This window comes from Magnetospirillum gryphiswaldense MSR-1 v2 (assembly GCF_000513295.1).
Classification (GTDB): domain Bacteria; phylum Pseudomonadota; class Alphaproteobacteria; order Rhodospirillales; family Magnetospirillaceae; genus Magnetospirillum; species Magnetospirillum gryphiswaldense.
The window spans coordinates 1,677,672-1,703,681 of sequence record NC_023065.1 but is presented as its reverse complement, the minus strand read 5'-3'; the positions used below and the strand labels follow the sequence as shown (position 1 = coordinate 1,703,681).

Here is a 26,010-nt window from a genome sequence, read left to right as displayed (position 1 = left end):
GGGTGGTTTTCCTTCAGCCCCCGGCCAGCATGTCGCGGTAATGGCGCATGTGGGCCAACAATTTCCACAAATCCGCCTCCCACAGGTGGCGGTAGGATTTGACGAAATATTCCTGGCCCAGATCGGGTTGGTCGGCCCGCTTGGCCGCCAGGAACTTTTGCAGCCCCGGCGTCCGCCCGGCCAGGGCGCGGGCATAGTTGAGCACGAACAGGCCTTGCGTCTTCAACCCGTCGCCCAGACCGGCGGCGGAATTGATGAAGCCCATGAACAACAGGTCGTCATGGTTCCTGGGGGTCGAATGCAGGAACAGGTCGGGGATGCCCGATTTCCATTCCAGCAGCTCGCGGTCGAGGAAGGGGAAGTCGCGGCGATAGCCGGTGGCGTACAAGATCAGGTCGATCTCGGCGGTGCTTCCGTCCTTGAAGGTGACGGTTTTACCGTTGAAGCCTTCAAGATCGGGCTTGGGCGTGATGTCGCCATGGCCGATGTGATAAAGCAGCAGCGAGTTCATCACCGGATGCGCCCCGTCCAACGGATAATCGGGTTGGGGCAGGCCATAATCGGTGCCGTCGCAGCCGGCCAGTTTGAACACCTGCTGGATATAGGCCATGGTTTCCTGGCGGGTCTTGAACTTGGCCCCCAGCTCCATCATCCATTGCGGCGTCGGCTTACCGGCGATGAATTTCGGCTGGTAATAATAGCCACGCCGGGTGCTGTGGAACACATGCGCCGCCCCGTGCACGGCATCGGCGGCGAAGTCGCAGCCGGAATTGCCGCCGCCCACCACCAGCACCCGCTTGCCGCCCAACTGATCCAGGCTTTTGTAATCGCGGGCGTGCAGAACCTCGCCGCTAAAGTTGCCTGCGGGCATGGGGTCGGGGAACAGCGGCTTGCGGTGCAGGCCGGTGCACACCACCACCAGATCATAATGCTGGTCATGACCGGCACCGCTTTGCAGCCGCCAGCCCTGGTCCTGCCGGGTCAGCCGGGTGATGGGGGCGTTGAAACGGGCATGCTGGCGCAGGCCGAAATGATCGGCATAGGCGCGGATATAGGCCAGCATCTGCTTGTGGTTGGGATAGACCGGATAATCGTCCGGCATGGGGAAGTCGGGCACCTGGGTGTTGAACTTGGGTGAGATCAGATGCAGCGAATCATAGGTCCGCCCGCACGCCGCCCCGCTGTTCCAGACGCCGCCGAAATCCGATTCGGCGTCGTAGAGGTCGAAATCGATGCCGCCGTCGATCAATTCGCGGCCGACGCCGATGCCGGTCGGACCGCCGCCGATGATCGCCACCTTCAAGTTCGTGCTCATGATGCGGTGTTCTCCCCCAGAAGGATGTCGGCCAGGTGATTGTCAGGCGCCGTTCTCAGGCCGTCGAGGCACAGGCGCGTTGTCCCTTGCTGGTCCAGCAAGGCGATGGAGGGATGGGCGGCGCCGGGGCGCAGCCACACCCGGATCAGGAATTGGGCCGGCAGCGGCCCGTAAAGGCTGATGGCTTCCGCCGCTTGCGGGTGTTGCGGCGGGTCGCCCAGGCGGAAGGCGGCCAAGCGCCAGCCCAAATCCAGCAGTACCGGGTCGAAGCCGGTGGGCGGGGTGGCCAATGTCCCTTGCGCCCATACCTCGTCGCCACGGCGCCACACTGCGTTGACCATGCGGCAATCGGGGGCGAAACGGCGGAAATCAGGGGTGACGTCGTCGCCGGTCGGCGGGCCAATGGGCTCGGGCGGTGGCGGCACGCTATCGGCCACTTCGCCCACCATGCACGGCGCCCATTCCGCCCCATCGGCGACGATGCGGAACAGCCGTCCCAACTCATCGCGGTCGATCACCGTTTTTAGCCGGGTGCCATGGGCGGCGGGACGGCCCCACACCACATGGCGCAAGCCGCGGATGGGGGCGCCGCCATCGCCTTCCGCCGCCGCGCGGGCCAGTTCGGGCAAGCTCAGCGCCGTCAGCGGCTGATAGGGTTGTTCCGATGCCTTGGTCTCGACCCAATGGCGGTCACGGGCGAACACCGTGCCGGGCAGGTGCAGGCGCTGACCGCCAGAGGGCCAATCGACCCGCGCCCCCTCGGCCCAGGCCCTGGCCAAGTGATCGGGGGCCAAGGTGGCGGGCAGGGGGGCGTTGTCCTGCGGTTCCGCCTTGGATTGATGGATGAAATCCAACGACTGCCCCGTCGCCAGGGTGTCGAGCGCACGCAACAAGGTGGCGCGGTCGGCGGCGACGAAAGCGGCGCGCCGGCCCAGGGCTTTGCGCCCCACCCGCAAGGTATGGGCGACATCGCCCAAATCCACCCCCGGATGGGCGGTGATGAAGTGCGCAAGCGCCGCCGCATGGGCGGCCAATTGGTCCGGATTGCGCGCCGACAGGGTAAACACCCATGGCCCCGGCACGCCGCCGGGGGCGGGGGCGGGGGCGGATTCCACCACCACATGGGCGTTGGTGCCGGAAAAGCCGAAGGCGCTGATTCCAGCCCGGCGCGGGCCGTCGCCGGTCGGCCAGGGCCGCAACGCCGTGTTCACCATGAACGGGGTATTGCTCAGATTGATATGCTCGTTCATGTGCTGGAAATGGATGGTGGGCGGCAATTGCCCGCGTTCCACCGCCAGCATGGCCTTGATCGCCCCGGCCACCCCCGCCGCCGCCAGCAGATGGCCGACATTGCTTTTGACCGAGCCCAAGGCGCAGGTGCCGGGGCGGTCGCCCAGACCGGTGAAGGCATCGGTCAGTCCCTCGATCTCGATGGGGTCGCCCAAGGGTGTACCGGTGCCGTGGCATTCCATCAGGCCGATACTGGCAGGGGCGATGGCGAAGCGTTGCTGCACCTCACGCATCAGCCGGGTCTGGGCCTGCGGATTGGGGGCGGTGATGCCGTTGGTGCGGCCATCCTGGTTGATGCCCCAGCCGCGGATCACCGCGTGGATGGGGTCGCGGTCGCGTAAGCAATCCTCCAGCCGCTTCAGCAGCAGCACGCCGGCGCCTTCGCCGGGAACGAAGCCGTTGGCACGGGAATCGAAGGTGAAACAGCGGCCATCCGCCGACAGCATGTTGACCTTGGAGGTGTCGATGAACATCTCGGGCCCGATCAGCACCGAGACGCCGCCGGCCAAGGCCATGTCGCAATCGCCCACCAGCAGCGAATTGCAGGCTTCGGCGATGGCCACCAGCGAGCTAGAACACGCGGTATCCAGCGAGATGCATGGCCCGCGCAAATCCAGCAGATGGGCGATGCGCGCCGCCAAAATCGAGCCGGAACATCCCAGCAGGCTATAGGCGTTGTGTTCGTCGATCAGATCGCCATAGCCGCTGGGGCCGGCACCGACGAAAACACCGCAGCGGCTGCCACCCAGGGCCGAAGGATCAAGCCCGGCATCCTCGAACGCCTGCCAAGCATGTTGCAGGAACAGACGCTGCTGCGGGTCCATCAACTGGGCCTCGCGCGGGGTGATGTTGAAGAAGGCGGCGTCGAAACGGTCGATATCGTCGATGGCTCCCATCCATTTGCACGACGAGGTGCCCGGATGCAGCGGATCGGGATGATAGAAACGGGCGATGTCCCAGCGGTCGGGCGGCACCTCGTCGATGCAGTCGCGGCCGTTTCGGATATTGTCCCAGAAGGCTTCCAGGTCGGGCGCCTTAGGGAAACGGCCCGAGGCGCCGATGATGGCGACGGCGTCGGCCTCGGAACGGGCGGTGCGGTCGCGGCGGACGACGACCGGGGCCGCAACCGGCGTGGCAACGGGTGTTGGCGCCGGCACCGGCAGCTTGCCGGTCAGATGATCGACCAGGGCGCCGATTGTGGGCTGGGCATAGACGATGGTCGCCGGCAAATCCACCCCCAACAGGGCGTTCAACCGTCGGACCCAGGTCACCGCCAGGATGGAATCCAGGCCCAGTTCCAGGAAACCGGCGCCGTCGCGGATATCGGCGGGCGGGATCATCAGGTCTTCGGCCAGGGTCGCCACCACCTTGGCCCGCAGGTCATCGCGCCCCGATGGGGCCGGCGTGGCGACAGCCACCGGTGCCGGGGCCGGCATCTTGCCGGCCAGATGATCGATCAGGGCGCCGACAGTGGGTTGGGCATAGACGATGGTGGCCGGCAGCTCGACCCCCAACAGGGCATTCAAGCGCCGGACCCAGGTCACCGCCAGGATGGAATCCAGGCCCAGTTCCAGGAACCCGGCGGTGTCGCGGATATCGGCGGGTGGGATCATCAGATCCTCGGCCAGGGTGGCGATCACCTGCGCCCGCACGGCGTCGCGGCTGCCGGTGCCGGTCAGAGCCGAGGGAGCCGGGGCGGCAGTGGGGAACATGCGTTCGATCCTTTCCTGCACCCGGGGATTGCCGATGAAGGTCTTTTCGTGCATGGCCAGTTCGCGGGCGAAGGTGGCCGGCAGGCGTTGGCGCAGGGGCTGACTGGCCTGGGCCTTCAGGTCCAGCAGGGTTTCACGCTTCTGCCGCGCCAGCCCATGGGCCAGGGCCAGGGCGGTGGGCAGCACCTGGGCGGCAGGGGTGACGTGCAGGGATGGATTGCGTTCAGCCAGTTCTCGGCCGCGATATTCGCGAGCGGTGAACAAGACCTCGCGCCCCAGCCGGTCGCCCAGGCGATGGGGGAAAACCAGGGTGGCGCCAGCGCCGGGGGTGAAACCGTACCACAGGTAATTGCTGTGATAGAGGGATTCGGCGGCGAAGATTTGCCGGTCGCAGAACATCCCCAACGACCAGCCGGCGCCGATGGCATGGCCCTGCAAGGCGGCGATCACCGGCAGCGGGCAATCCAGCGGCAGCGTATAGATGGTGCGGTCGGTGAAGCGGGTGGTGCCCTGTTGCAGCGCCTCCAGCCCGTCGCGGGTGCCGCCGCAGGCGAAATAGCCGTCGAAGCCGGTCAGCACCACCACCTTGGCCTCGGCCATGTGGCCGATGGCGGCAAAAGCCTCGGCCAGGCCGTCCATGAACAGGGTGGTGAAGCTGTTCTTGTGCCGGCGCTCGCTCATGCGCAGCAGGATGACGCCGTCGGCGAAGGTTTCCAGCCTCATGCATGGGGTCTGAAGCGGCACCATACGGGCCGGGCCGGGGCCAGGGGCCTCGACCTGCGGCCAGAGGGCGACCGCCTCGGGGATATCGGCCCGGCGCATGGCCTGTTTCAATTCCATCAGAGCCAGACGCGGCGCCTCGGCCACCTGTCGGGCCAGGGCGATGGCGGCGTCGGGGGCGGCGGCGAAATCGGCGGCCTCGGCCAGACGGGGATTGCCGGTGCCCGCGACGATGGGCAGCGGGCAATCCATCAGCACCTGGGCGGGGCCGTTCCAGTCTTCCGCCTCGATCAGCACCACCCGCAGCGATGGGTCGGTGCCGGCCTTGGCCAGTTCAGCGGCCAAGTCAGAATGGTCAGCGGTCAGACGCAGGCGGCGCACGCCATCGGCACCGCCCAAGACTTCGATACGGGCGGTGTTGGCCAGCGGCGCCAGGGTGATGCGGGCGGGAGTGGCGGCGACGAACGGTCCGGCCAAGGTGGCGGGATCGGCCAGACCCGGCGGAACGATTGGAATTACCGGCACTGCGGTCGCCGTCTCGACCCAGCAGCGAATGCGAGAGAAACGGGTCACCGGCAACGGCACCCGGCGACCCTGGGCCGGAGCTACCGGGCGGGCGCCGGCAATAAAGTCGGTTTTATCGGCGGCATCGTCGGCGGCCTCGCCGCTCTTCACCCCACTCTGGGCATCGCCCGCCAGCCAGCGGCGCAGTCTTTGCGCCAGATCGGCACTGGTTTCGGCCATCACCGCCAGCCGGTGGCGCAGAGGACGGCGCCCGCAGGCCAAGGTGAAGGCGATGTCGGCGATGGCCAGATCGGGAGTGTGCTCCAGATGGCGGGCCAGATCCTCGGCCTGGGCGCGCAGCAAGTCTGGGCTGCGGGCGCTGAGGACGCACAGATGCGGCCCGGCGATGACGGGGCTGGCGGCGGGCGGCGGCGGCGCCTCGACCACCACATGGGCATTGGTGCCGGAAAAGCCGAACGAGGAAATGCCGGCGCGCCGCCGTTCATTCCACGGCAGGGGGGTGGTGTTGACGACGAAGGGGCCGTCGGCGAAGCGGATGGCCGGGTTGCCTCCGTTGAAATGCAAGGTGGGCGGAATGGTGCGGTGACGCAGGCTCAGCAGCACCTTGATCAGCCCGGCGATGCCGGCGGCGGTGGTGGCATGGCCGATATTGGATTTGACCGAGCCCAAGGCGACGCTGCCCGCTGTGCCGGGGCCGAAGGCGCGGGCCAGGGCAGTGTGTTCGATGGGATCACCCAAAGGCGTGCCGGTGCCGTGCGCCTCGATCAGGCCGATACTGGCCGGGTCGATGCCGAACTGGTCGTAGACGCTGCGGATCAGCCGTTCTTGGGAGGCTGCACTGGGGGCGGTGATGCCGTTGGTGGTGCCGTCCTGGTTCAGGCCGCTGGCGACGATGATGCCGTGCACGGTATCGCCGTCGGCCAGGGCCTCGGCCAACGGGCGCAACAGCACGGCCCCCACCGCTTCGCCGGGGACGATGCCGTCGGCACCGGCGCCGAAGGCGGCACAACGACCGCTGGGCGACAGCATGTTGGCCTGGTTGGCGGAACGGTAGAAACGGGGCGTGCATTGGACGAAGACGCCGCCGGCCAGGGCCATGTCGGACTCACCGTTCCACAGGCTTTGGCAGGCCATGTGCACGGCGACCAGCGAACTGGAGCAGGCGGTGTCCACCGCCACCGCCGGCCCCTTGAGATCAAGGAAATAGGCGATGCGAGCCGGGATCAGCGAGCAGGTATTGCCCCAAAACGCCTGCCCCGGCGCCTTGGCCCCGAACAATTCGTGGTAATCGCCGGAACTGCACCCGGCGAACACGCCGACCCGCTGGCCGTGGATGGCCTCGCCGGCATGACCGGCATGGTCCAGGGTCTTCCACGCTTCTTCCAGGAACAACCGCTGTTGCGGGTCCATATAGGTGGCTTCCAGCCCGGAAATGCCGAAGAACACCGGGTCGAAATTCTCGATGCCGTCAAGGAAGCTGCCGTGGCGACCATAGGTGCCCGGCGCCGCGTCGCGGTACAGTGGTTCCAGGTCGAAGCGGCTGACCGGCTCGACCAGATCGTCACCGGCCAGCAGATGCGCCCACAACGCCTCGGCATCGGCGGATTTGGCGAAGCGACCGCTATAGCCGACGATAGCGATCGGTTGGGTCGTGCCTGCCGGCTTGGGAATGGCCGCCGGGGCCTTTGCCGGCTGCGGCACCTGCTGGGCCAGGAAGGCTTCCAACTGCGCCACGTTGGTGTGGTCGAACAAGGCGGTATGATCCAACTCCACCCCCAGGGCGCGGCGCAGCTTGTGCACCAATTCCGCCCCCAGGATGGAATCGAGGCCGTAATCGGCGAACGAGCGGTCGGCGCGGATGGTGGATGGCGCCACGTTCAAGGTTTCGCCCAGCACCGCCAGCAGGGTTTGCCGCAGGTCGCCGGAGGGCGTTTTCACCGCCTCGATTGCCGGCTGCAGGCCTGCGCGGGCGGCGATGATCTGCTGGCCCAAGGCGCATTCCGCATCCGTCGATCCGGCCAACCAGTCCAGCCCGGCGCCTTCCAGCACGGTACGCCACGAAGCGGGCGCAAGCGACGGCGTACCGGGGATGCGGCGCTCTGGGTCGGTGAAGCGCCACCAGCCGTCGAGCAGGCCGAAGGTGACGTGGGTGAACAAGGTGGTCCGGCTGGTCTCGTTGAGCAACAGCACGCCGCCCGGCGCCAGCAGGGCGCGCACATGGGCCAGGGTCCGGGCCATGTCCCCGGTGGCGTGCAGCACGTTGGCGGCGATGACCATGTCGTAGCCGCCGGGGGCGACGTCCTGGCCCGCCAGCGGTTTTTCCACGTCAAACAGGGCGGTGGTCAGTTGCGGCCAAGCCGGGCCATAGGCGCGCTCGGCATGGATCAGGAAGGCGCGCGACAGATCGGTATAGCGGTACTCGGCGACGCGGCCCTTGAGCGGGGCCAGAGCCTCGAACACCCGTTCGCTGGTGCCGCCGGTGCCGGCGCCGATTTCCAGGATACGCAAGCCGGGCTGCGGCGCCGCACGGACGAAGGCCGCCGCCGCCTGGGCCAGGGTGCGGCTGAACCGGGCGGCCACCGGATTGTCCTTGTAGGTGGCCTCGACCAGTCGCAAGGCGCCGTCGGGGAACATCACCGATGTCGCCGGGAGCTTGCCGCTCAGGATATCGGGCAATGCCCGCAAGGTGGCTTCGGCCAGATCCATCTGCGCCGCCGGGCCGCCATCGCGGCGCAGGCTTTCCCATGCCTGCCACGGATCGCCGCCGGGGATGTCGGTGGCGTTCAGCAAATCCAGTGCCGCTCTCCGCCAGCGGGCCTGGGCCGGGATGGTGTCGGGGATGGCGCGCAGGCTGGCGGCCAGGATGGCCGCGATGGCGCGGTCCAGCCTTTCCGCCTGGGCTTCCAAGGCCGCGTCGCCGTGGGGGGCGGTGATGGCGGCACTGGGGGTTTCAACCACCGGCAGCCAGAACCGGCGGGTGGCGAAGGGATAGGTGGGCAGCGAGACGATGCCGGGGCGTGGGTTACGCGGCAAGGCGGACCAATCCACCCCCATGCCCTTGACCCACAGCGACACGATCTTGTCGAGCGCACCCTGATCCCACCAGCTTCTGACGATGTCGGCCAGGGCGGCTTCATCGCCCAATGCGCCCAGGATATCGCGGTGCTGGCCGCTTTGACCGCTCAGCACCGCGCCTTGGTCACCGGCCAGCCAGCGGCGCAGGGCTTGGACGGCGTCGTCCAGACTGTCGGCGACCACGGCCAGCCGGTGCTCCATCGCCTCGCGCCCCACTTGCAGGGTGAAGGCGATATCGGCCAGGGACAGGGCAGCGGTGGCGTTGCCGCCCACATGGGCGATGATCTGGTCCAGGCAGGTCAGATGGGTGAAGGCCTCGGCATCCACCGCCCGGCCCAGCCGGGTTTCGATCCAGCCGCGCAGGGCCAGACGTTGGGCGGGGTCGAGTCCCAGGCAATCGAACGGTTCGGCCCCGTCCACATCGCTGGGGGTTACGTCCAGCAGGCGGGCCAGATGAACGCGCAAATCCTCGGCCAAACCGGGGGCTGCGGCGGGCGCGGCAATGACCCGCAACAGGTTTTCAGCCTGACGGCGCAGGCCGTCGCCATCGCGTGCCGACAGCACCAGGGCCTGCGGTCCGTTGATGGTTTGGGCGGCGGCGGGGGGCGCTTCGGCCACGATCACATGGGCGTTGGCGCCGCCGGCCCCGAACGAGGAAATGCCGGCCATGCGCGGCCCGCTCGGGTTCCACGGCGTCAACTGGCAGTTCAGGCTGAACGGGCTGGCGGCCAAATCCAGATTGGGGTTGATGGTCTCGGCGTGCAAGGACGGCGGCAGGGCGCGATGCTTGAGGGCCAGCACCATCTTGGTCAGGCCGGCGATGCCGGCGGCGGCTTCCAGATGGCCGATATTGGATTTGACCGAGCCCAACGCGCAGAAGCCGCGCGGCGGGTCATCGGCGGCGAAGGCCTGGGTCAGGCCCTCGACCTCGATGGGGTCGCCCAACTCGGTACCGGTGCCATGGGCCTCGATGCAGGTGATGTCTTGGGCGGTAAGCCCGGCGCGGTCCAGCGCCGCGCGCACCAGATCGCCCTGGGCGGCGGGATTGGGCACCGTATAGCCGTTGGTGTGGCCGCCATGATTGATGGCGCTGGCCCGGATCACCGCATGGATGCGGTCGCCATCGGCGATGGCGTGCGACAGCGGCTTCAGCACCACGCAGCCGACACCCTCGCCGGGGACGAAGCCGTTGCCGCCGGCGCCGAAGCTGCGGCACCGGCCATCGGGGCTCAGCATACGCGCAGCACTTAGGTCGATGAAGGTGCTGGGGTGCAGGTACAAATTGACGCCGCCGGCCAGGGCCATGCTGGCGGCGCCCGAGCGCAGGTGCTCGCAGGCTTCGTGCAGCGCGGTGGCCGAGCTTGAGCACATGGTGTCCAAGGGCAGGCTGGGGCCGGTCAGGTCAAGCGCGTGCGACACCCGGTTGGCGACGCTGGCGAACGAGGTGTTGGGCCGCACCACCGCGCCGTCCTCGGTGGTGAAGGGACCGTGCAGGGCGAAGCCGGTCTTGGTGACGCCGACGAAGACGCCGACCGGATTGGCCGCCCGCAGCCGGGTCGGGCCATAGCCGGCATCTTCGGCAGCGGCCCAAGCGCACATCAGGAACAGGCGTTCCTGCGGGTCCATGGCTGCCGCGTCACGCGGCGAAATCTTGAAGAACAACGGGTCGAAATCGGCGAAACCGTCGAGGAAGGCGCCCCATTTGGCATAAGATTGGCCGTTAGCCACCGCCTCGTCGCGGTCGGGCTGGAAAAAACCGTCCAGAGTCCAGCGATCGGGTGGTATTTCGCCGACGCAATCGCGCCCGGCGGCCAGATTGTGCCAGAAAGCGTCCAGATCATCGGCGCCGGGATAGCGCCCGGCCATGCCGATGATGGCGATGGGCTCGGCGGCCCCGACCGACTGCGGTGGCTTCATGACCACGACCGGCGCCGATATCGGGGCAGCAGGGGTGTGGCCGGTCCAGGCGCGGCAGGGCTCGGCATGATGGCGAGCCAGATGATCGGCGATTTCGGCCAAGGTGCGGTATTGGAAGAACAAGGTCTTGGGCAGCGCCCCCAACCCGTCACCCAAAGCGCTGTTCAAGCGGGTGATCATCAGCGAATCGATGCCGTATTCCTCCAACGCCGTGTCGGCATGGATGGCGGCGGCGGTGAAACCGCTGGCTTCGGCGAATAAGGCGCGCAGACGGCCAATCACCGCCTGGGCCAGCCCGCTATCGTCGCTGGCGGTCACGCTCACCGGTTCGGCGGCGGCGAAAAAGGCGCGGATGCGGACGGCATCGCCGGCCACCAAAGCCGCGCGCGGCAGCCGTGCCACCAGGATGCGGCGCAAGGCGGCAAGGCCGTCAGGGGTGGACAGTGGGCGCTGGCCCATGCGGGCGAACAGGGCCTCTTGGACGGCTTGATCGGCGCGCATGCCGCCTTCGGCCCACAGCGGCCAATTGATGGATACCAGCGGCAGTCCCAGGCTTTCCGCCAGTGCATCCATGAAGCCGTTGGCCGCGGCATAATCGGCTTGGCCCACATTGCCCACCGCCCCGGCCAGGGACGAGAACAACACCAGTGCATCCAGTTGCAGGCCCGAGCAGGCCTCGATCAAGGCTCGGGTGCCGGCCACCTTGGGCGCGAGCACGGCGGCCAGATCATCGGCGCTTTTGCTGCCGATCAGGCCGTCGCGCAGGGCGCCGGCGCAATGCAGCACCATATGCAGGGCGCCGTGCACCTCGACGATACCCTGGACCAAGGCGGTCACCGCCCGGGCGTCGGTCACGTCCACCTGACGATAGGCGGCGATCGCGCCCAATCCCCGCAACTGGGCGATGAAAGCGGCGCGCTCGGCATCTTCCGCTTTGCTGCCGGTCAGCACCAGCACGGCGCCCGGGCAGGTGCGGGCGATGTCATGGGCGAGCAAGCGGCCCAGGCCGCCGGTACCGCCGGTGATCAGGAACACCCCACGCGGTCGCCACGGGGTTTCTTCGCGGGTGGCAAGCTCGTTCCAGCCGCGTACCCAGCGCTGACCATTCTGATGGCGGACGCGCGGTGCTGGGTCGGCGGCATCGGTTTCCAACAGGCGGGCGGCGGCGTCGGCCGCCATGGGGGGTATTTCGATCAGTTGGACGCTCAGGCCGGGGCGTTCCAGCGCCGCGCTGTCCAGCATGCCGGCCAACCCGGCCAGAGCATCGCCCAGCGGCACCGCCAGTTGCACCAACACTTTGCCGCTGGTGGCGCGCAGAAGGGGCAATAGCCCCTGCGCCGCCTGCTCGTAATCGGACGGCAAGGTTTCCGCCCCGGTCACGGCGACGCCGGCGGCGACCACGACCCGACGCGGGGTGGGGCCGACCTTGGCGGCGGCTTCGACCCAAACCGGGCTGACGATGATGGTGGCATCGTTGTCGCCATCAGGCAGCCAGAAGCGGGTGTCGGCGAAGGGACGCGGCGGCAGGGGCTGGCGGCGGGGGGGCTTGGTGGGGCGATACTCTTCCACCACCACATGGGCATTGCTGCCGCCGAAACCGAAACTGCTGATGCCAGCGCGGCGCGGGCTGTTGCCGGCTGCCCAGTCCTGTGTCTGCGTCAACAGGCGGAATGGGCTGCCGTCCAAACGCAGATGGGGATTGGGCGGGTCGCAATGCAGGCTGGCCGGCAGCACGCCCCAGGCCATGGCGCCCAGCACCTTGACCAGTCCGGCCAGTCCGGCGGCGGCCTCCAGATGGCCGATGTTGGATTTGATCGTACCCAGGGAAATGAAGGGTTGATCGACCGTGCCGGCGCCCATCAGCGCCTCATAGGCGCGGCGCAGGCCGTTGAGTTCCACCGGGTCGCCCAAGGCGGTGCCGGTGCCATGGGTCTCGATGTACGAGAGGCTCAGCGGGTCGATGCCGGCCATGGCCGCCTGTATCAGCTCGGCCTGGGCGGTGACGCTGGGGGCGGTCAGCGACCCGGCGCGGCCACCGTGATTTTCGGCGCCGCCGATGAGCACGCCCAAGATGCGGTCGCCGTCGCGTTCGGCCTCGGCCAGACGCTTCAGCAGCACCATCACCACGCCTTCGCCGCGGCCATAGCCGTCGGCGGCGGCGCCGAAGCTCTTGCAGCGGCCATCGGGGCTGAGCATGCCGGCGCTTGCCGGACCGTCGAAGCCCTCGGGCGCCAGGGTCAGATTGACGCCACCGACCAGGGCCACCGTGCAGGTACCGCGCCGCAATGCCTCGGCGGCGCGCAGCAGCGCCACCAGCGACGACGAGCAGGCGGTGTCCACACTTTGGCTGGGGCCGTGCAGGTTGAAGAAATGCGACACCCGATTGGCGATCATCGCCAGCGAATTGCCGGTGGCGCCATAGCCATCGGCGGCGATGCCGGCATGGCGCAGCAGACTGGCGTAATCCAGGGCGCTGGCGCCGACGAAGACAGCGGTATCGGGCGGCAAGTCGTCGGTGGTGTAGCCAGCGTTTTCCAGCGTCCGCCACGCGGTTTCCAGCATCAGCCGCTGTTGCGGGTCCATGCGCTGGGCTTCCACCGGCGAGACGCGGAACAGGGCAGCGTCGAAGCGATCGACGTCGGCCAGGAAACCGCCGCGCCATTTGCCGTCGCGGCTCGGTCCGGTCAGATCGTCGCCGGCCAATAGGCGATCGAGCAGGGTGTCGACGTCATCGGCGCCGGGGAAACGCCCGGCCATGCCGATGATGGCGATGCCGTCGCGGGTTTTGCTTGGCGGGCGCATGACCGGCAGGGTTGCCCGCTGGGGCTGGGCCGGGCGCGGTTTGGCGGCGGCAGTGACGGCGTGGCGGCTGCCCAGATGGGCGGCCAGGGCGTCGATGTGTTCGACCTCGAAGAAGATGGCCGGTGACAGGTCGATGCCATAGGTGGTGGAAATGAGTTCCGCCAACTGGGTCAACGAAATGGAATCGAAGCCGAGATCGTGGAAGGCATCGCGCGGGTTGATGCTGTCGGCCGGGAATTTCAGCAGATCGGCGGCCAGGGCGCGCAGATCGTCGGCCAAATTCTGCGGCGGTGCCGCGATCACCTCGACGCTGTCCATGGCGACGGAGCGAACGCCCTCGACCTGGGCCAGGACCGCGCCGGCCTGGTCCAGGAACCACAGGGCGAAGCGGTCTTGCTGCGGCAGGACCAACACCTGGGTGATGGTGCCGCTGACGGCAAGGCCGACATTGTCGATGGCGGCGATGGTGCCGCCGCCCAGCCACGCCAGCGCCTGGAAGGCGGCGGCCAAGGCCGGGGCGGATATCTGCACCCGGCTTTTGTAATGGTCCTGTTGCGGCGCATCGGCCCGCAAGCGGCACAGCAGGCCGCCATCGGGCAGATGCTCCGCCGTCTCGATCACCTCCTGATAGGGGCGGAAATCCAGGCCGCGCTGGCGTAGGTCACCGTACAGGTCGGCTACCGCCGCGCCACCCTTCACGGTCGGGGGGGCGGACAAGCTGGCGCCGGTGGCCAAGGTGGCACGCAGCCAGGGCATGCCATCGACATCGACGCGCACGTCCAATCGGTCATCGACGCTGGCCTGCAATTGCTTGACCTGGGGCCAGTGGGGTTCGGCCTCCAGGCTGAGGGCGGAAATATTCAGCGGCCCGTCCAGCCCGGCGATGCCGCCCAAAGCCGCCGCCATTTCCATGGCGGCGGTGGGCAGCAAGACGGCGACGCGGTCGCGCTTGAACACATAATCCAGCAGTTCCGACGGATAAAAATCGGTGACGTAGCGCAAGCCGGTGAGGTCCGAGCAATTGCGCCCCACCAACGGATGCAGCTTCAGTTTCGACCCCAGCGGGTTGACCACCGAGGGCGCGTCGGGATGTTGCGGGTACCAGCAGCGCACCCGCTCGAACGGATAGGCCGGCAGCGACAGCCGGCGCGGGGTGTGGCCCTGGTGCAGTTGGTCCCAGTCGATGGCCGCGCCGCTGATCCAGGCCTGGGCCACCGCGCCCGGGTCGCGCGGGTCAGCCACCGCCACCGGGTCGTGATCAAGGATGGAACGGCTGTACCAGCGCTCCGAGCCCGGCCCCGGCGCGGCGATGAAGGCGCGCAAAGCCTCGGCGGCTTGGGCGTGGTCCGCCACCACCAGGGCCAGCCGGCACGATAACTGGTTGCGGCCCACTTGCAGGGTATAGGCCAGATCGGCCAGGGACTGATCCGGACGGGCGGCGAGATGGGCGAGGAAGCGTTCCACCACCTGGACCAGCGTGGCCTCGGTCATGGCCGAGAACACCAGCAATTGCGGTCCGGTTGGCGTGGGGGCGGGCAAGGGCGCCGGGTATTCCTCGATGATGATATGCGAGTTCATGCCGCCGGCCCCGATCGAGGTCACCCCGGCCCGGCGTGGAATTTCGGCCCCGCTTGCATCAGTCAGCCGGCGCCACGGCGCCAAATCACGCTGGACGAAGAACGGCGTCTGCTCGAAGGCGATGTTGGGGTTGAGCGTCTCGGCATGCAGCGACGGCGCCAACTGGCCGTGCTTCATCTGCATCAGCACCTTGGCGATGCCGGCCAGACCCGATGCCGCCAGCAGATGGGCGACGTTGCTTTTGACCGTGCCGATGGGGCAGGTCTGCACCGCGTCGGTATGCCGGCGCCACGCCTGAGTCAGGGCGCGGATCTCGATGGGGTCGCCCAGCGCGGTGCCCGAGCCGTGGCCTTCGACGTAAGAGATGGTGTCGGCGGTGATGCCGGCATCGTCCAGCGCCTGGGTGATGGCGGCGGCCTGCTGGTGCGGATTGGGCACGGTGAAGCCGTTGCGGATGCCGGCATTGCTGATGGCGGTGCCGCGAATGATTCCATAGATGTGGTCGCCGTCGCGCTCGGCCTCGTCCAGCCGCTTCAGCACCAGGGCACCGACGCCTTCGCCCAGGATGGTGCCGTCGGCACCCAGGCCATAGCCGCGAATTACCTCGGCCGTTTTGGTAGTGAAATGTTCCTGACTCGTAGCGATCAGCTTCTGCGGATGCAGTAGCAGGCTGACACCGCCGGCCAGGGCCATGCGGCAGCGCCCGGCGCGCAGCATGTGCACCGCCTCGTGCACACAGGTGGACGAGGCCGAGCACATGGTGTCGAGAAAATAGGACGGCCCGGTGAAGCCGTAGAAATACGACACCATGTTGGGCACGGTGCCGGTATAGCTGCCGCTGGCCAAACTGCCGCGCATCAGCATGTTCTGGAAGCCGTACAGGTCGTATTCGTTGGTCATCGACCCCATGATGACGGCGACGTCGCCGCCGAAGCGGTCCTGCATGGTCTCGCGCGAATAGCCGGCATCCTCGAACGCCTCGACCGAGGCTTGCAGGAACAGGCGCACCTCGGGCGACATCAGCTCTGCTTCATATTGCGAGATGCGGAAGTAACGCGGATCGAAACCAGCGATGTCGTCCAGGAAGGCACCGGTCTTCACCACCGTCTTGCCCAGGACGTCGCGTTCCGGGTGCAGCAGGGCCGCATGGTCCCAGCGGTCGGCGGGATAGGGCTGGAACCCGTCCAGACCCTGCGACAGCAGGTGCCAGAAGGCATCCTGGTCGCTGGCTTTGGCCACATGCAGCGACAGGCCGATGATGGCGATGTCGTGGCCGCTGTCTTCGGTCTGGGGCTTGTCGCGCTTGATGGTTTGGGCGACGCGTTCGGGCTGGGCCGGCGCGGGGGCGGCAACCGTCAGCACCTTGCCCAGGGCCGGGCCGTATTCCGCCGCCAGATGGCCGGCGATGCCGGCAAGGTCGACATATTCGAAGAACAGCGTCTTCGACAGCGGCCCCAGCGCCTCTTCCAGCCGGGTGGTGGCCTCGACGATGGCGATGGAATCGAGGCCGTATTCGTCCAGCTTGCGGTTGGCCCTGATCTGCCCCGGCTCCAGCCGCAGCACGTCGGCCAGGATGTCGCGGACGAAATCCTGAACCTGGGGCAGCAAGGCCACCGTGTCGCCCATAGGCGCCTCGGGCTCGTCGGCCAGGGCTTGGCCGAAATCGGCCAGGGTACGGCGCAGACGGTCGCGGGCGCCGTAAAGGGCGGTGATGCGGCAAGGACCGCCATGGGCGATGACCCGATCCAGTGCCGCCAGACCGGCACGGGTGGGCATAGGTTCGGTGCCGAAACGACGCTTCAAGGTGGCCTTGGTCGCATCGTCCACGCCCATGCCGCCCTCGGCCCATAGCGGCCAAGCGATGGCGATGGTGGCGCCCTGGCGCTGGCCTTCGGCCACCAAGGCATTGCGCTCTTCGGCGAAGCCGTCGAGGAAGGCGTTGCCAGCGCCATAGCCACCCTGGCCGGCATTGCCGAACACCGCCGCCACCGACGAGCACAACACCATGAAATCCAAGGGCGCGGCAGCGGTGGTGGCGTCGAGGGCCAGCGTGCCGGCCACCTTGGGCGCCAGCACCGGGGCTTCGCGCCTCGCGTCACCGGTCAGGATATAGCCGTCATCAAGGATGCCGGCGGCATGGATGATGCCCTTGAGCCGGGGCAGTTCCCCCGCCAGCTTTGCCACTTCTGCCTTGTCGGTGATGTCGCAGGCGACATAGCGCACCCGTGGTCCCAGCGCCAGCAGCCGCGGATCATGGTTGGCGACCGGGCTGCGTCCGCTCAAGATCACCTGACCGGCGCCGCGTTCCACCAGCCAATGGGCGAACAGACGGCCCAATCCGCCCAAACCGCCGGTGATCCAATAGCTGGCATCGGCGTCGAGCGCCGGAATCGCCGCCGGCAACACGGTTTCTTCCAGAGTCCAGGCCAGACGCTGATTGCTTTGATCATAGCGTAGTTCCGGCCAGCCATCGGCGCGGCGGCGTTCGGCGGCGATGATGGCGGCCAAGCGGGTGGAATCGGCAACGCGGATCAGCGCCGCGTCGAGCTTCGGTTGTTCGATACGGGCGGTTTTCAGCAGCGCCGCCAGCGGTAGCAGCAAGGACGGCGGCAGGGCATCGTCGGCGAGGATCAGCACTTGGCGCCGTGTCGTCTCGCGCATGATCCGGCCCAGGCTTTGATGCAGAGCCGCGAACCATGCCGATAAGGTGGCGGCCAGATCCGTGCCCACCGGGGCCAAGCGCAGTACGGCCCCATCCACGTTCGCGTCCAGCCCGGCCAGCACCACCAGAGTGTCAAGGGCGTGCGGGCGCGGATGATCCAGCGGCGCCGGGCGCCATTGGCCCATGGCCAGCACGGGCGGCTCGTCCTGATGGGCCGCCAGTGGCATCACCCGCAGCGACAGGTCGCGGAAGGCCACGCGCACGGCGCCGGTCTTGTCGGCCAGTTCGATATCCAGGCGACGCAAGCCGGGGGTGGAGGCGGCGGCGGCAGGGCGCACCCGCGCCCACATCACCGTTTCGCACGGGCCGAACATCTCGATGCGGCGGCAGGCGAAGGGCACGGCGGCGCCGTCCAGACCCTGCTGATCCAGGCCGATCCAGGCCTGGATGGCGGAATCCAGCAGCACCGGATGCAGGGCCAGATCGGCCAGACCGGGATGCAGCCGGCGCGGCAGCTTTAATTGGGCCAGCACCTCGCCTTGGCCGCCATGGATTTTGGCAAGGGCCTGGAAGGCGGGGCCGTGGGTGACGCCGCTGGCGCGCAGGCGGTCATAGCATTGCTCCACCGCCAGTTCGGCCCCCGGCGGGGTAAGGTCCAGTGTGGGCGGCGCGGCGTCCAGGGGGCGCAATACGCCTTGGCAATGGGTCGGGCCATCGGCCTCGGCGATGGTGAAGGCGATGCTGTCGTCAGGGCGGCGCTCCAGCCGCACATCCACCTGGGTCGGGCCGTCGCCGGCCCGGATCGGGCGGGTCCAGACCACGTCGTCCACGGCCAAGGGCGCAAGACCGTCGCCGCTCAACTGGGCGGCGGCGCGGGCCATTTCCAGGGCGACGACGCCGGGCAGCACCTGCACCCCGCCGACGTGATGGTCGGCCCAGAAGAATTCCGGCCCCTTCAGCGTGGTACGGAAATGCACGCCGCCAAAGCCCGACAGATTGCGGTGCAACAGCGGATGCGGCACCGCCCGGTCATCCTTGGCCGCCACCGATGGGTCCATCCAGTGACGGATACGGGCGAAGCGGGTCAGGGGGGCATGGATGCGGCGTGGCGCCACCGGCCACAGCGCCTGCCAATCCACCGTCTCGCCATTGACCCAGGCGATGGCGGCGGAGGCGCCTTCGGCGCCGGGGCGCAGCCAGCGGCGTTCGGCCAGGGCGGCGGCCAGATCGTCCCAATCCGTCACCTCCAGCACCAGCCGGCATTCCATTTCGGCGCGTCCGGTTTGCAGGGTATAGGCCAGTTGGTCGAGACCGATCCCCACCGGGTGGTCGGCGGCGAAGGCGCGCATATCCGCGACCAGGGCTTGCAGCCGCTCTTCATCGGGAGCCGACAGCGGCAGCACGTAGGGGCCGGGCAAGGATGCGGCGGGGGCGAGGATGGGCGCATCCTCGATCACCACATGGGCGTTACTGCCGCCGAAACCGAAGGAACTAACTGCCGCCCGCCGGGGCTGGCCGGGCTGGGGCAGCCAGGGCGTCGGCTCGGATTGGATATGAAAATCGGTGCCGGTCAGGTCGATCAGATCGTTGAGACGGCCGAAGCCCACATTGGCCGGCAACACGCCGTGACGCAGCGCCGCCAGCACCTTGACCATGCCGGCCACCCCGGCGGCGCCTTCCAGATGGCCGATATTGGTCTTGACCGAGCCGATGCCGCAGGAGCCGGCCTTGGGTGCGGTGCCGGCGTGATCATGCAGATGGGCGAAGGCCAGCTTCAGCCCGGCGATCTCGATGGGGTCGCCCAAGGGGGTGCCGGGGCCGTGCGCCTCGATGTAGGACACCGTGTCGGGGGTGATGCCGGCGGCCTGATGCACTTCGATGATCAGGTCGGCCTGGGCGCGCGGATTGGTGACGGTCAGAGAATTGGTGCGACCGCCGTGATTGATGCCGGCGCCGCGAATCACCCCATGGATGGGGTCACCGTCGGCGATGGCCTTGTCCAGCGGCTTCAGCAGCAACATGGCGCCGCCTTCGCCGCGCACATAGCCGTCGGCATCGGCGTCGAACGCCTTGGCCCGGCCATCCTTGGATAGCATGCCGGCCTTGGCGAAGGCGACGAAATGGTTGGGCGACCAGATCAGATTGACGCCGCCGGCCAGGGCCATGTCGCATTCGCCCGCCTGCATGGCGCGGATGGCGTCATGGATGGCGGTAGCCGAGGCAGCGCAGGCGGTGTCGTTGGTGACGCTGGGGCCGCGCAGGTCGAAGAAATGCGACACCCGGTTGGCGATGATGGAAAAGGCGATGCCGGTGGGGGTATAGGCATCGACCTGGGCCAGATGCTTTTCCAGCAACTCGGCGTAATCCCAGTGGCAGACGCCCATGAACACGCCGGTGCGGCTGCCGGCCAGGGTGTGGGCGGCATAACCGGCATCCTCGATGGCATGCCAGGCCATTTCCAGGGCGAAGCGCTGCTGCGGGTCCATCCACCCGGCTTCACGCGGGGAAATGCCGAAGAACTCGGCGTCGAAGCAATCGGCGTCGTCGACGAAGCCGCCCCAGATGCAATTGGTCTTGTTGTCGCGGGCCGGGTTGCCGCGCCATTCATCCTTGTCCCAACGCTTTGCCGGCACCTCGGTGATCAGCGAGCGGGCTTGGGCCAGATGCCGCCAGAAGCCATCCAAGGTGTCGGCGCCGGGCAGGCGCAGACCCATGCCGATGATGGCGATGGGCTTGCTCATGCGCGCTCTCCGGCCAGTTCAGCGAAGCGGCGGTGGAGCATTTGGGCGGTTTCCGCAAGCAGCTTCAGCCCGATTTCATCCACGTGGCGGGTGCGCCAGGGTTCCAGCGGCGTGCCGGCGACCCATTGGTTGAAGGCACCCATGGCCGGGCCGCAATGGATTTGGAAATCCACCTTGTGATCGGCGTCGCCCGTAAGCGCCCAACGGCTGGAATCCTTGAAATAACGGCGGAACACAAGGGCCATCTTGTGCTTGGGCATGCGTTCGGCCCGCGCGATTTCCTCGGGCGACAGGCGGTTGCGCAGCTCGTCCCAAATGGCGGCGAGCGGGCGATGGAAGGTGCGGTCCTCGATCTGACGGCGGGTGGCCGGGTCGATGGCATCGAGCGAGTCGTATTGCCGGTACAACGCCACCAGCTTGTCCGCCCGCGCCGGGAAGAACAGGCCCTTTTTCAGCACCTGCACCTTCGATCCCAATTCGAACATCTCGCCCGACGGGGCATAGGCGGTGTCGTGCACCGCCGCCCCGGCCAGCATGTCCTTGACCAGATCGCTGGTCCCGGCCTCGACCGTGCATTGATTGATGGAACCGGTGACCAGGTATTCCGCCCCCAGTACCAGCACCGCCGCCGCCGCCTCGGGCGTGCCGATGCCGCCGCCGGCGCCCACATGGATGCGACCGAAGCGGGGGAAGCGGTCGGCCGCCTGATCGCGCACGCGGAGGATGGCCGGGATCAGGGTGAAGGGCATGCCCTGGTCGGTATGACCGCCGGAATCCGATTCCACCGTGATGGCATCGGCCATGGGCACCTGACGCAGCAATTCCGCCTGGGTCAGGGTCAGGCTGCCGGCTTCCAGCAGCTTGGTGATGACCCGCTCGGGCGCTGGTGACAGGAATTGTTCGGCCACGTCGGGGCGCGACACCTTGGCCATCACCCGGTTGGCGGCGCGGATGCGGTTGCCGTCCTCGGACAGGCCAGCGGCGCGATAGCGCACCAGGGCCGGCGTCACCTCCATGAAGGCCGAGGCCTCGACCACCCGCACGCCCTGTTGCAACAGCAGATCGGTCAGTTGGTCTTCCAGATGGGGATGATTGACATGGGCGATGAAATTGACGCCGAAGGGGGCATCCTCGGGTATCTGGGCGCGGATATTGGTGATCGCCGCCGCCACCTCGGCCATGGGCAGCCCGCCGGCACCGAAAAAGCCCAGCATGCCGGCTTGCGCCAGCCGCGCCACCAGGGTGACCGAGGACACGCCTTGGTACATGGCCCCGGCCACATAGGCCTGGGACAGGCCGAAATCGGCGCAAAAGGCCGCCGATCCGATGGGGATGCGCTGGGGCCGGGGGGCGGGCGGCGGCGGTGGTACGGCTTCCTCGGCGGCCAGGATGGCGGCATCCAGCGGCCCGGCCTCGGCCTGGATGCGGCGGATCATCGGCTTGACCACCGGTGGCCCGTCGCCGATCTCGGTGCAATCCTCGAAACGCAGGCCCTTGGCCAGCAGCCAGCGGATGGACTCGCTCCAGCGCACCGGCGCGGTGATCTGCTCGACCATGCGCTGGCGGATGGTGTCGGCGGCGTGTGGGCGGGCGGTGACGTTGGCGATCACCGGGATGCGCGGCGCGGCGAAGGTAATGTCGGCGACGAAGGCGGCGAAGTCGCGCTGGGCCTGGGCCATGAACGGGGTATGGAAGGCGCCGCCCACCTGCAACACCACGTAATGGCTGGCCCCGGCCTGACGGAACAAGGGCTCGGCGGCGACGATGGCATCGCGCCTGCCCGACAGCACGATCTGGCGCGGGGTGTTGTAATTGGCGGCGAAGACGTCGGCCAAGCCATTGGCCTGGATGACCGCCTCGATCTGCTCGGCCTCCAGGCCGATGATGGCGGCCATGCCGCCGCCTTCGGCCTGATCCATCAACTGGCCGCGCTTGTGCACCAAGCGCAGACCGGATTGGAAATCCACCACCCCGGCGGCGAACAAGGCGGCGTATTCGCCGACGCTGTGGCCCAGCACCATGTCGGGCGGGCCGCTTTCCGCCACCTGTTGCAGGGTTTTCAGGGCCGAGACCACATAAAGCGCCGGCTGGGTGAAATTGGTGCGGGTCAACCGCTCGATCGGGCCGTTCAGGCACAATTCGGCGATGGAATAGTCCAAGACGGCATCGGCCTGGGCCACCAGATCGGGAAATTGCTTGAACAATTCGGCGCCCATGCCGAGGCGTTGCGCCCCTTGGCCGGGATAGAGGAAGGCTTTCATGCATGGCCTCCTTCGCTGCCAGGACGATCCCAGACGATGCGGCCCAAATCCAATTTCACCACCCGGTCGGCATGGTGCCAATAGCGTTCGTCATGGCTGACGGCGACCACCAGTTTGCCCTTGGCCCTAAGGTCAGGGATGACGTTTTCATAAAAATAACGGCGGAAGTGGATGTCCTGTTCCGCCGACCATTCATCGAACAGATAGATGGGCCGGTCTTCCAGCAACGCCGCGATCAGCGCCAGCCGCTTGCGCTGGCCGGTGGACAGGTGCAGGCGGCTGAAGCGGCCATCAGCAAAGCGGACCTTGCCGGCCAGCCCCATCTGGTCAATCAGTCGGTTGACCTCGGCCGGGTCGGCCTGTTCCAGCCCATACAGGCGGTCAAACAGGTGGAAATCGACGAAAATGGCGGAAAACAGCTCGCGCAGGCCGGCGATGCCGGAACTGTCGACCACTTGGCCGTCGACCCGGATTACCCCCTTGGCCGCCGGGTAAAGGCCGCACAGCAGGCGCAGGGCGGTGGATTTGCCGCTGCCGTTGCCGCCGACCACGAACACCACCTCGCCCCGTGTCAGGGTCAGGTCCAGCGGCCCGGCGGTGAAGCCGGCCTCGCCGCTCTCATCACGATGGGTGAAGCATAGTCCTTCATAGGTCAGGGTGCGGAAATCGCTGAAGGCCTTGGCCTGTTCCCGCGCCAGGGCGGGCGACACCGAGCCGGCATCGGCCAGCCGCTTTTGTACCTGCAAGATACCGTCCAGGCCGACCTGGGCGCGGATGAACATGGGCGACAGGGCGACGATCTTGGCCAGCGGGCTGACGCAAAACAGCAGCACCGGGATCAGTTGGAAGACGATCAGGCTGTGGCCGTCGATGAAGCCGGGAAAGGCGAAGCCGACCACGCCCAGAAGCAGATAGGTGACCAGGCTGGACAGCAGGATCATCTCGGCCCAATGCTCGCCCGATTTGACCAACAGGGCTTCGCTGGAGCGCGACAATTGGCGATAACTGCGCTCGATACCGTCGCCGCAGGCGCTGTTCAGCCGCACTTCCTTGGCCCCTTGGATGATGGCGTCGATGGTGTCCAGCATGCTGCCTTGCCGCTGGCCGAGGACGGCCAGGGTGACGCGGAAGCGGCGGTTGATGGCCAGATAGCTGGCGATACCCGCACCGACGGCGACGATGAAGGCGGCAAAGGCCATGGGCGACAGCCAGGCCAGATAGATCAGCGAGAAAAACAGCAAGATGGCCTGCTGGAAGGCGTCGACCAGCAACGGAAAGGTGACCGACAGGTGGTTGGTCTCGTGCGAGACCATGGAATAAAGCTTGCCGCGCCCGAGGGAATCGGCCACCAGCAACTCGGTTTGCCGTAGCTTGTCGACCACGTCCAGGCGGACGCGGTTGAGCAGATGCTCGATCAAGGTGTTGGCGCGCAGCAGGGCGGCGGTATTGGACAGGTAATAGGCCAGGAACACACTGCCGAAACCCAGCCACAGCAACCAGCCGGGCCGCTCGCCCAGGGCGATGTCGCCGCCGACTTCATTGATCATCACCACCAAGCCAGCATTGGCCAGCCCGGCGGTGGTGGTGAGGGCGGCCATGACCCACAATTGCCGGCGGCTGGCCCCGCCCAGGAAAGCGGCGATGCTCATGCCGTCCCCCCGGTCTCGGCGGTGAGGACGCCCAGATCCATGGACAGCCGGCGGTCGCAGCAATGCCAGAAGCGGTCGTCATGGGTGACCGCCAGCACGGTCTTGCCGCGCTGTTTCAACTCGGGCAGCAAGACGGTGTAGAACAATTCGCGGAAATGGGCGTCCTGGTCGGCGGCCCATTCATCGAACAGATAGATGTCGCGGTCCTGGAGCAGGGCGACGATCATGGCCAGCCGCTTGCGCTGGCCGGTGGACAGGATAGTGGTGGAAAAGCGACCCTGGACGAAGCTGACCTTGTCGGTCAATTCCATGCGCGTGATCAGCGCCTGGACCCGGTCGGGGTCGATGTCGTCCAGACCGTAAAGGCGGTCGAACAGGTGGAAATCGGCGAAAACGGCAGCGAACAGTTCGCGGTAATCCTGGCGCTCGGAATCGCCGATGACGGTGCCGTCCACCTCGATCGTGCCGGTATCGGGGGTGTAGAGGCCGCATAACAGTTTCATGGCGGTGGATTTGCCGCTGCCGTTGCCGCCGACCACGAACACGGTCTCGCCCCGTGTCAGGGTCAGGTCCAGCGGCCCCGAGGTGAAGGTGGTTTCCCCCGCCTCGTCGCGGTAGCTGAAACCAAGATCGCGGCAGGCGATGGTGGAGAAACCGGCAAAACGCGATTTCGTCACCACGGGCATGGGGCCGCGCTTGAGGTTGAGGCGCTGTTCCAGCCGGGCGACGTGGCCCAGGCCCATGTCGGCCTTGGTGTAAAGCGGGGCGGCGGCGGTGATGGCGGTGACCGGGCCGACGCAGAAGATGGCGGCGGCGGTGATCTTGTAGATGACGTCGGTATAGCCCTGGAAGAACAGCGGCAGGATGAAGATGACGGCACCGACCAGGGCATAAAGGAAGGCGTTGCCGAATTGCAGCAGCACCACCCATTTGCCGCCCACACCGACCACCCGATTTTGCAGATCATCGACCACCTGGGTGAAGCGGCGGAACAAGGCGTCGTTCTTGTCGCCGTTCAGGCGGATTTCCTGAAAACCCTTGGTAAAATGGGCCAGGGTGTCCAGCATCTCGGCTTCCTGGCCATGGACCCGCATCAATTCGTGGTCCAGCTTGCGCCGCCGCAGCCAGAACAGCGCCAGTCCCAAGGCGGTGAAGCCGGTGACGACGAGGAAGGCGATCAGCGACAAGGTGGCGATGTAAAGCAGGCAGAAGGCCAGCAGGAAAAGGCTTTGCGCGGCGCTGACCAACAGCGGCAGACTTTGCGACAGGTGGTTGATCTCTTGCGCCACGGTGGCGAAGATTTCACCCTGACCGAGATTTTCCAAGGTGCGCAGATCGACCCGGCGCAACTTGCCGACCACGCGCAGGCGCAAGGCTTCCAACCGGTGCTGCACCAACTGGTTGGCCTCGCGCAACGAGGCGCGGTCGGCCAGGAAGAAGAAGCCGAACAGGCAGATGTAGATCAGCAGCGCCTCGCCGTCGAACGGGCTGGCCAGCGCCGCCCGCTCCGCCGCCTGATTGATCATGCCGAGCAAGGCAGCATTGGCCAGTCCGGCTAGGCAGGTGACCACCAGCAGATGCCGGAAACCCGAGGTCGTGCCGGTGCTGACGAGACGAAGAACATGCATTCCGTCGAGGTATCCCCTGGCGGCCCCTTAAAACCATCGCATCATAACGGGAATTTACAAGGATCGCACGTGAGGAAAGGGCCGACTTGTTTCTCTCTGGGTTGAGGAATGGACGAGAAACGGCCTTTAGCCCTG

General features: G+C 67.3%; 5 protein-coding genes. All 5 read right to left on the bottom strand.

Annotated elements, in window-relative coordinates; all coding sequences use genetic code 11:
- Positions 1 to 13: 13 nt before the first annotated feature.
- From MGMSRV2_RS08095 to MGMSRV2_RS07995, 5 genes are read right to left on the bottom strand one after another with little or no spacing between them, the layout of a single operon-like run.
- A complete protein-coding gene (locus MGMSRV2_RS08095; protein ID WP_024079864.1) occupies positions 14 to 1,315 on the bottom strand; it encodes a flavin-containing monooxygenase in 1,302 nt (433 codons plus the stop codon).
- On the bottom strand, positions 1,312 to 20,337 hold the full coding sequence (locus MGMSRV2_RS21000) for an SDR family NAD(P)-dependent oxidoreductase (RefSeq protein ID WP_024079863.1): 19,026 nt from the start codon (positions 20,335 to 20,337) through the stop codon (positions 1,312 to 1,314). Before MGMSRV2_RS21000 ends, MGMSRV2_RS08095 begins: the two co-directional genes overlap by 4 nt.
- Positions 20,334 to 22,598, bottom strand: coding sequence for an ACP S-malonyltransferase (fabD, locus tag MGMSRV2_RS08005; RefSeq protein ID WP_024079862.1), 2,265 nt, complete (start codon positions 22,596 to 22,598; stop codon positions 20,334 to 20,336). Before fabD ends, MGMSRV2_RS21000 begins: the two co-directional genes overlap by 4 nt.
- Complete coding sequence (locus MGMSRV2_RS08000) at positions 22,595 to 24,247, bottom strand: cyclic peptide export ABC transporter (RefSeq protein ID WP_024079861.1); 1,653 nt, start codon at positions 24,245 to 24,247, stop codon at positions 22,595 to 22,597. Before MGMSRV2_RS08000 ends, fabD begins: the two co-directional genes overlap by 4 nt.
- Positions 24,244 to 25,875, bottom strand: coding sequence for a cyclic peptide export ABC transporter (locus MGMSRV2_RS07995; RefSeq protein ID WP_024079860.1), 1,632 nt, complete (start codon positions 25,873 to 25,875; stop codon positions 24,244 to 24,246). Before MGMSRV2_RS07995 ends, MGMSRV2_RS08000 begins: the two co-directional genes overlap by 4 nt.
- Between the last annotated feature and the right edge of the window lie 135 nt (positions 25,876 to 26,010).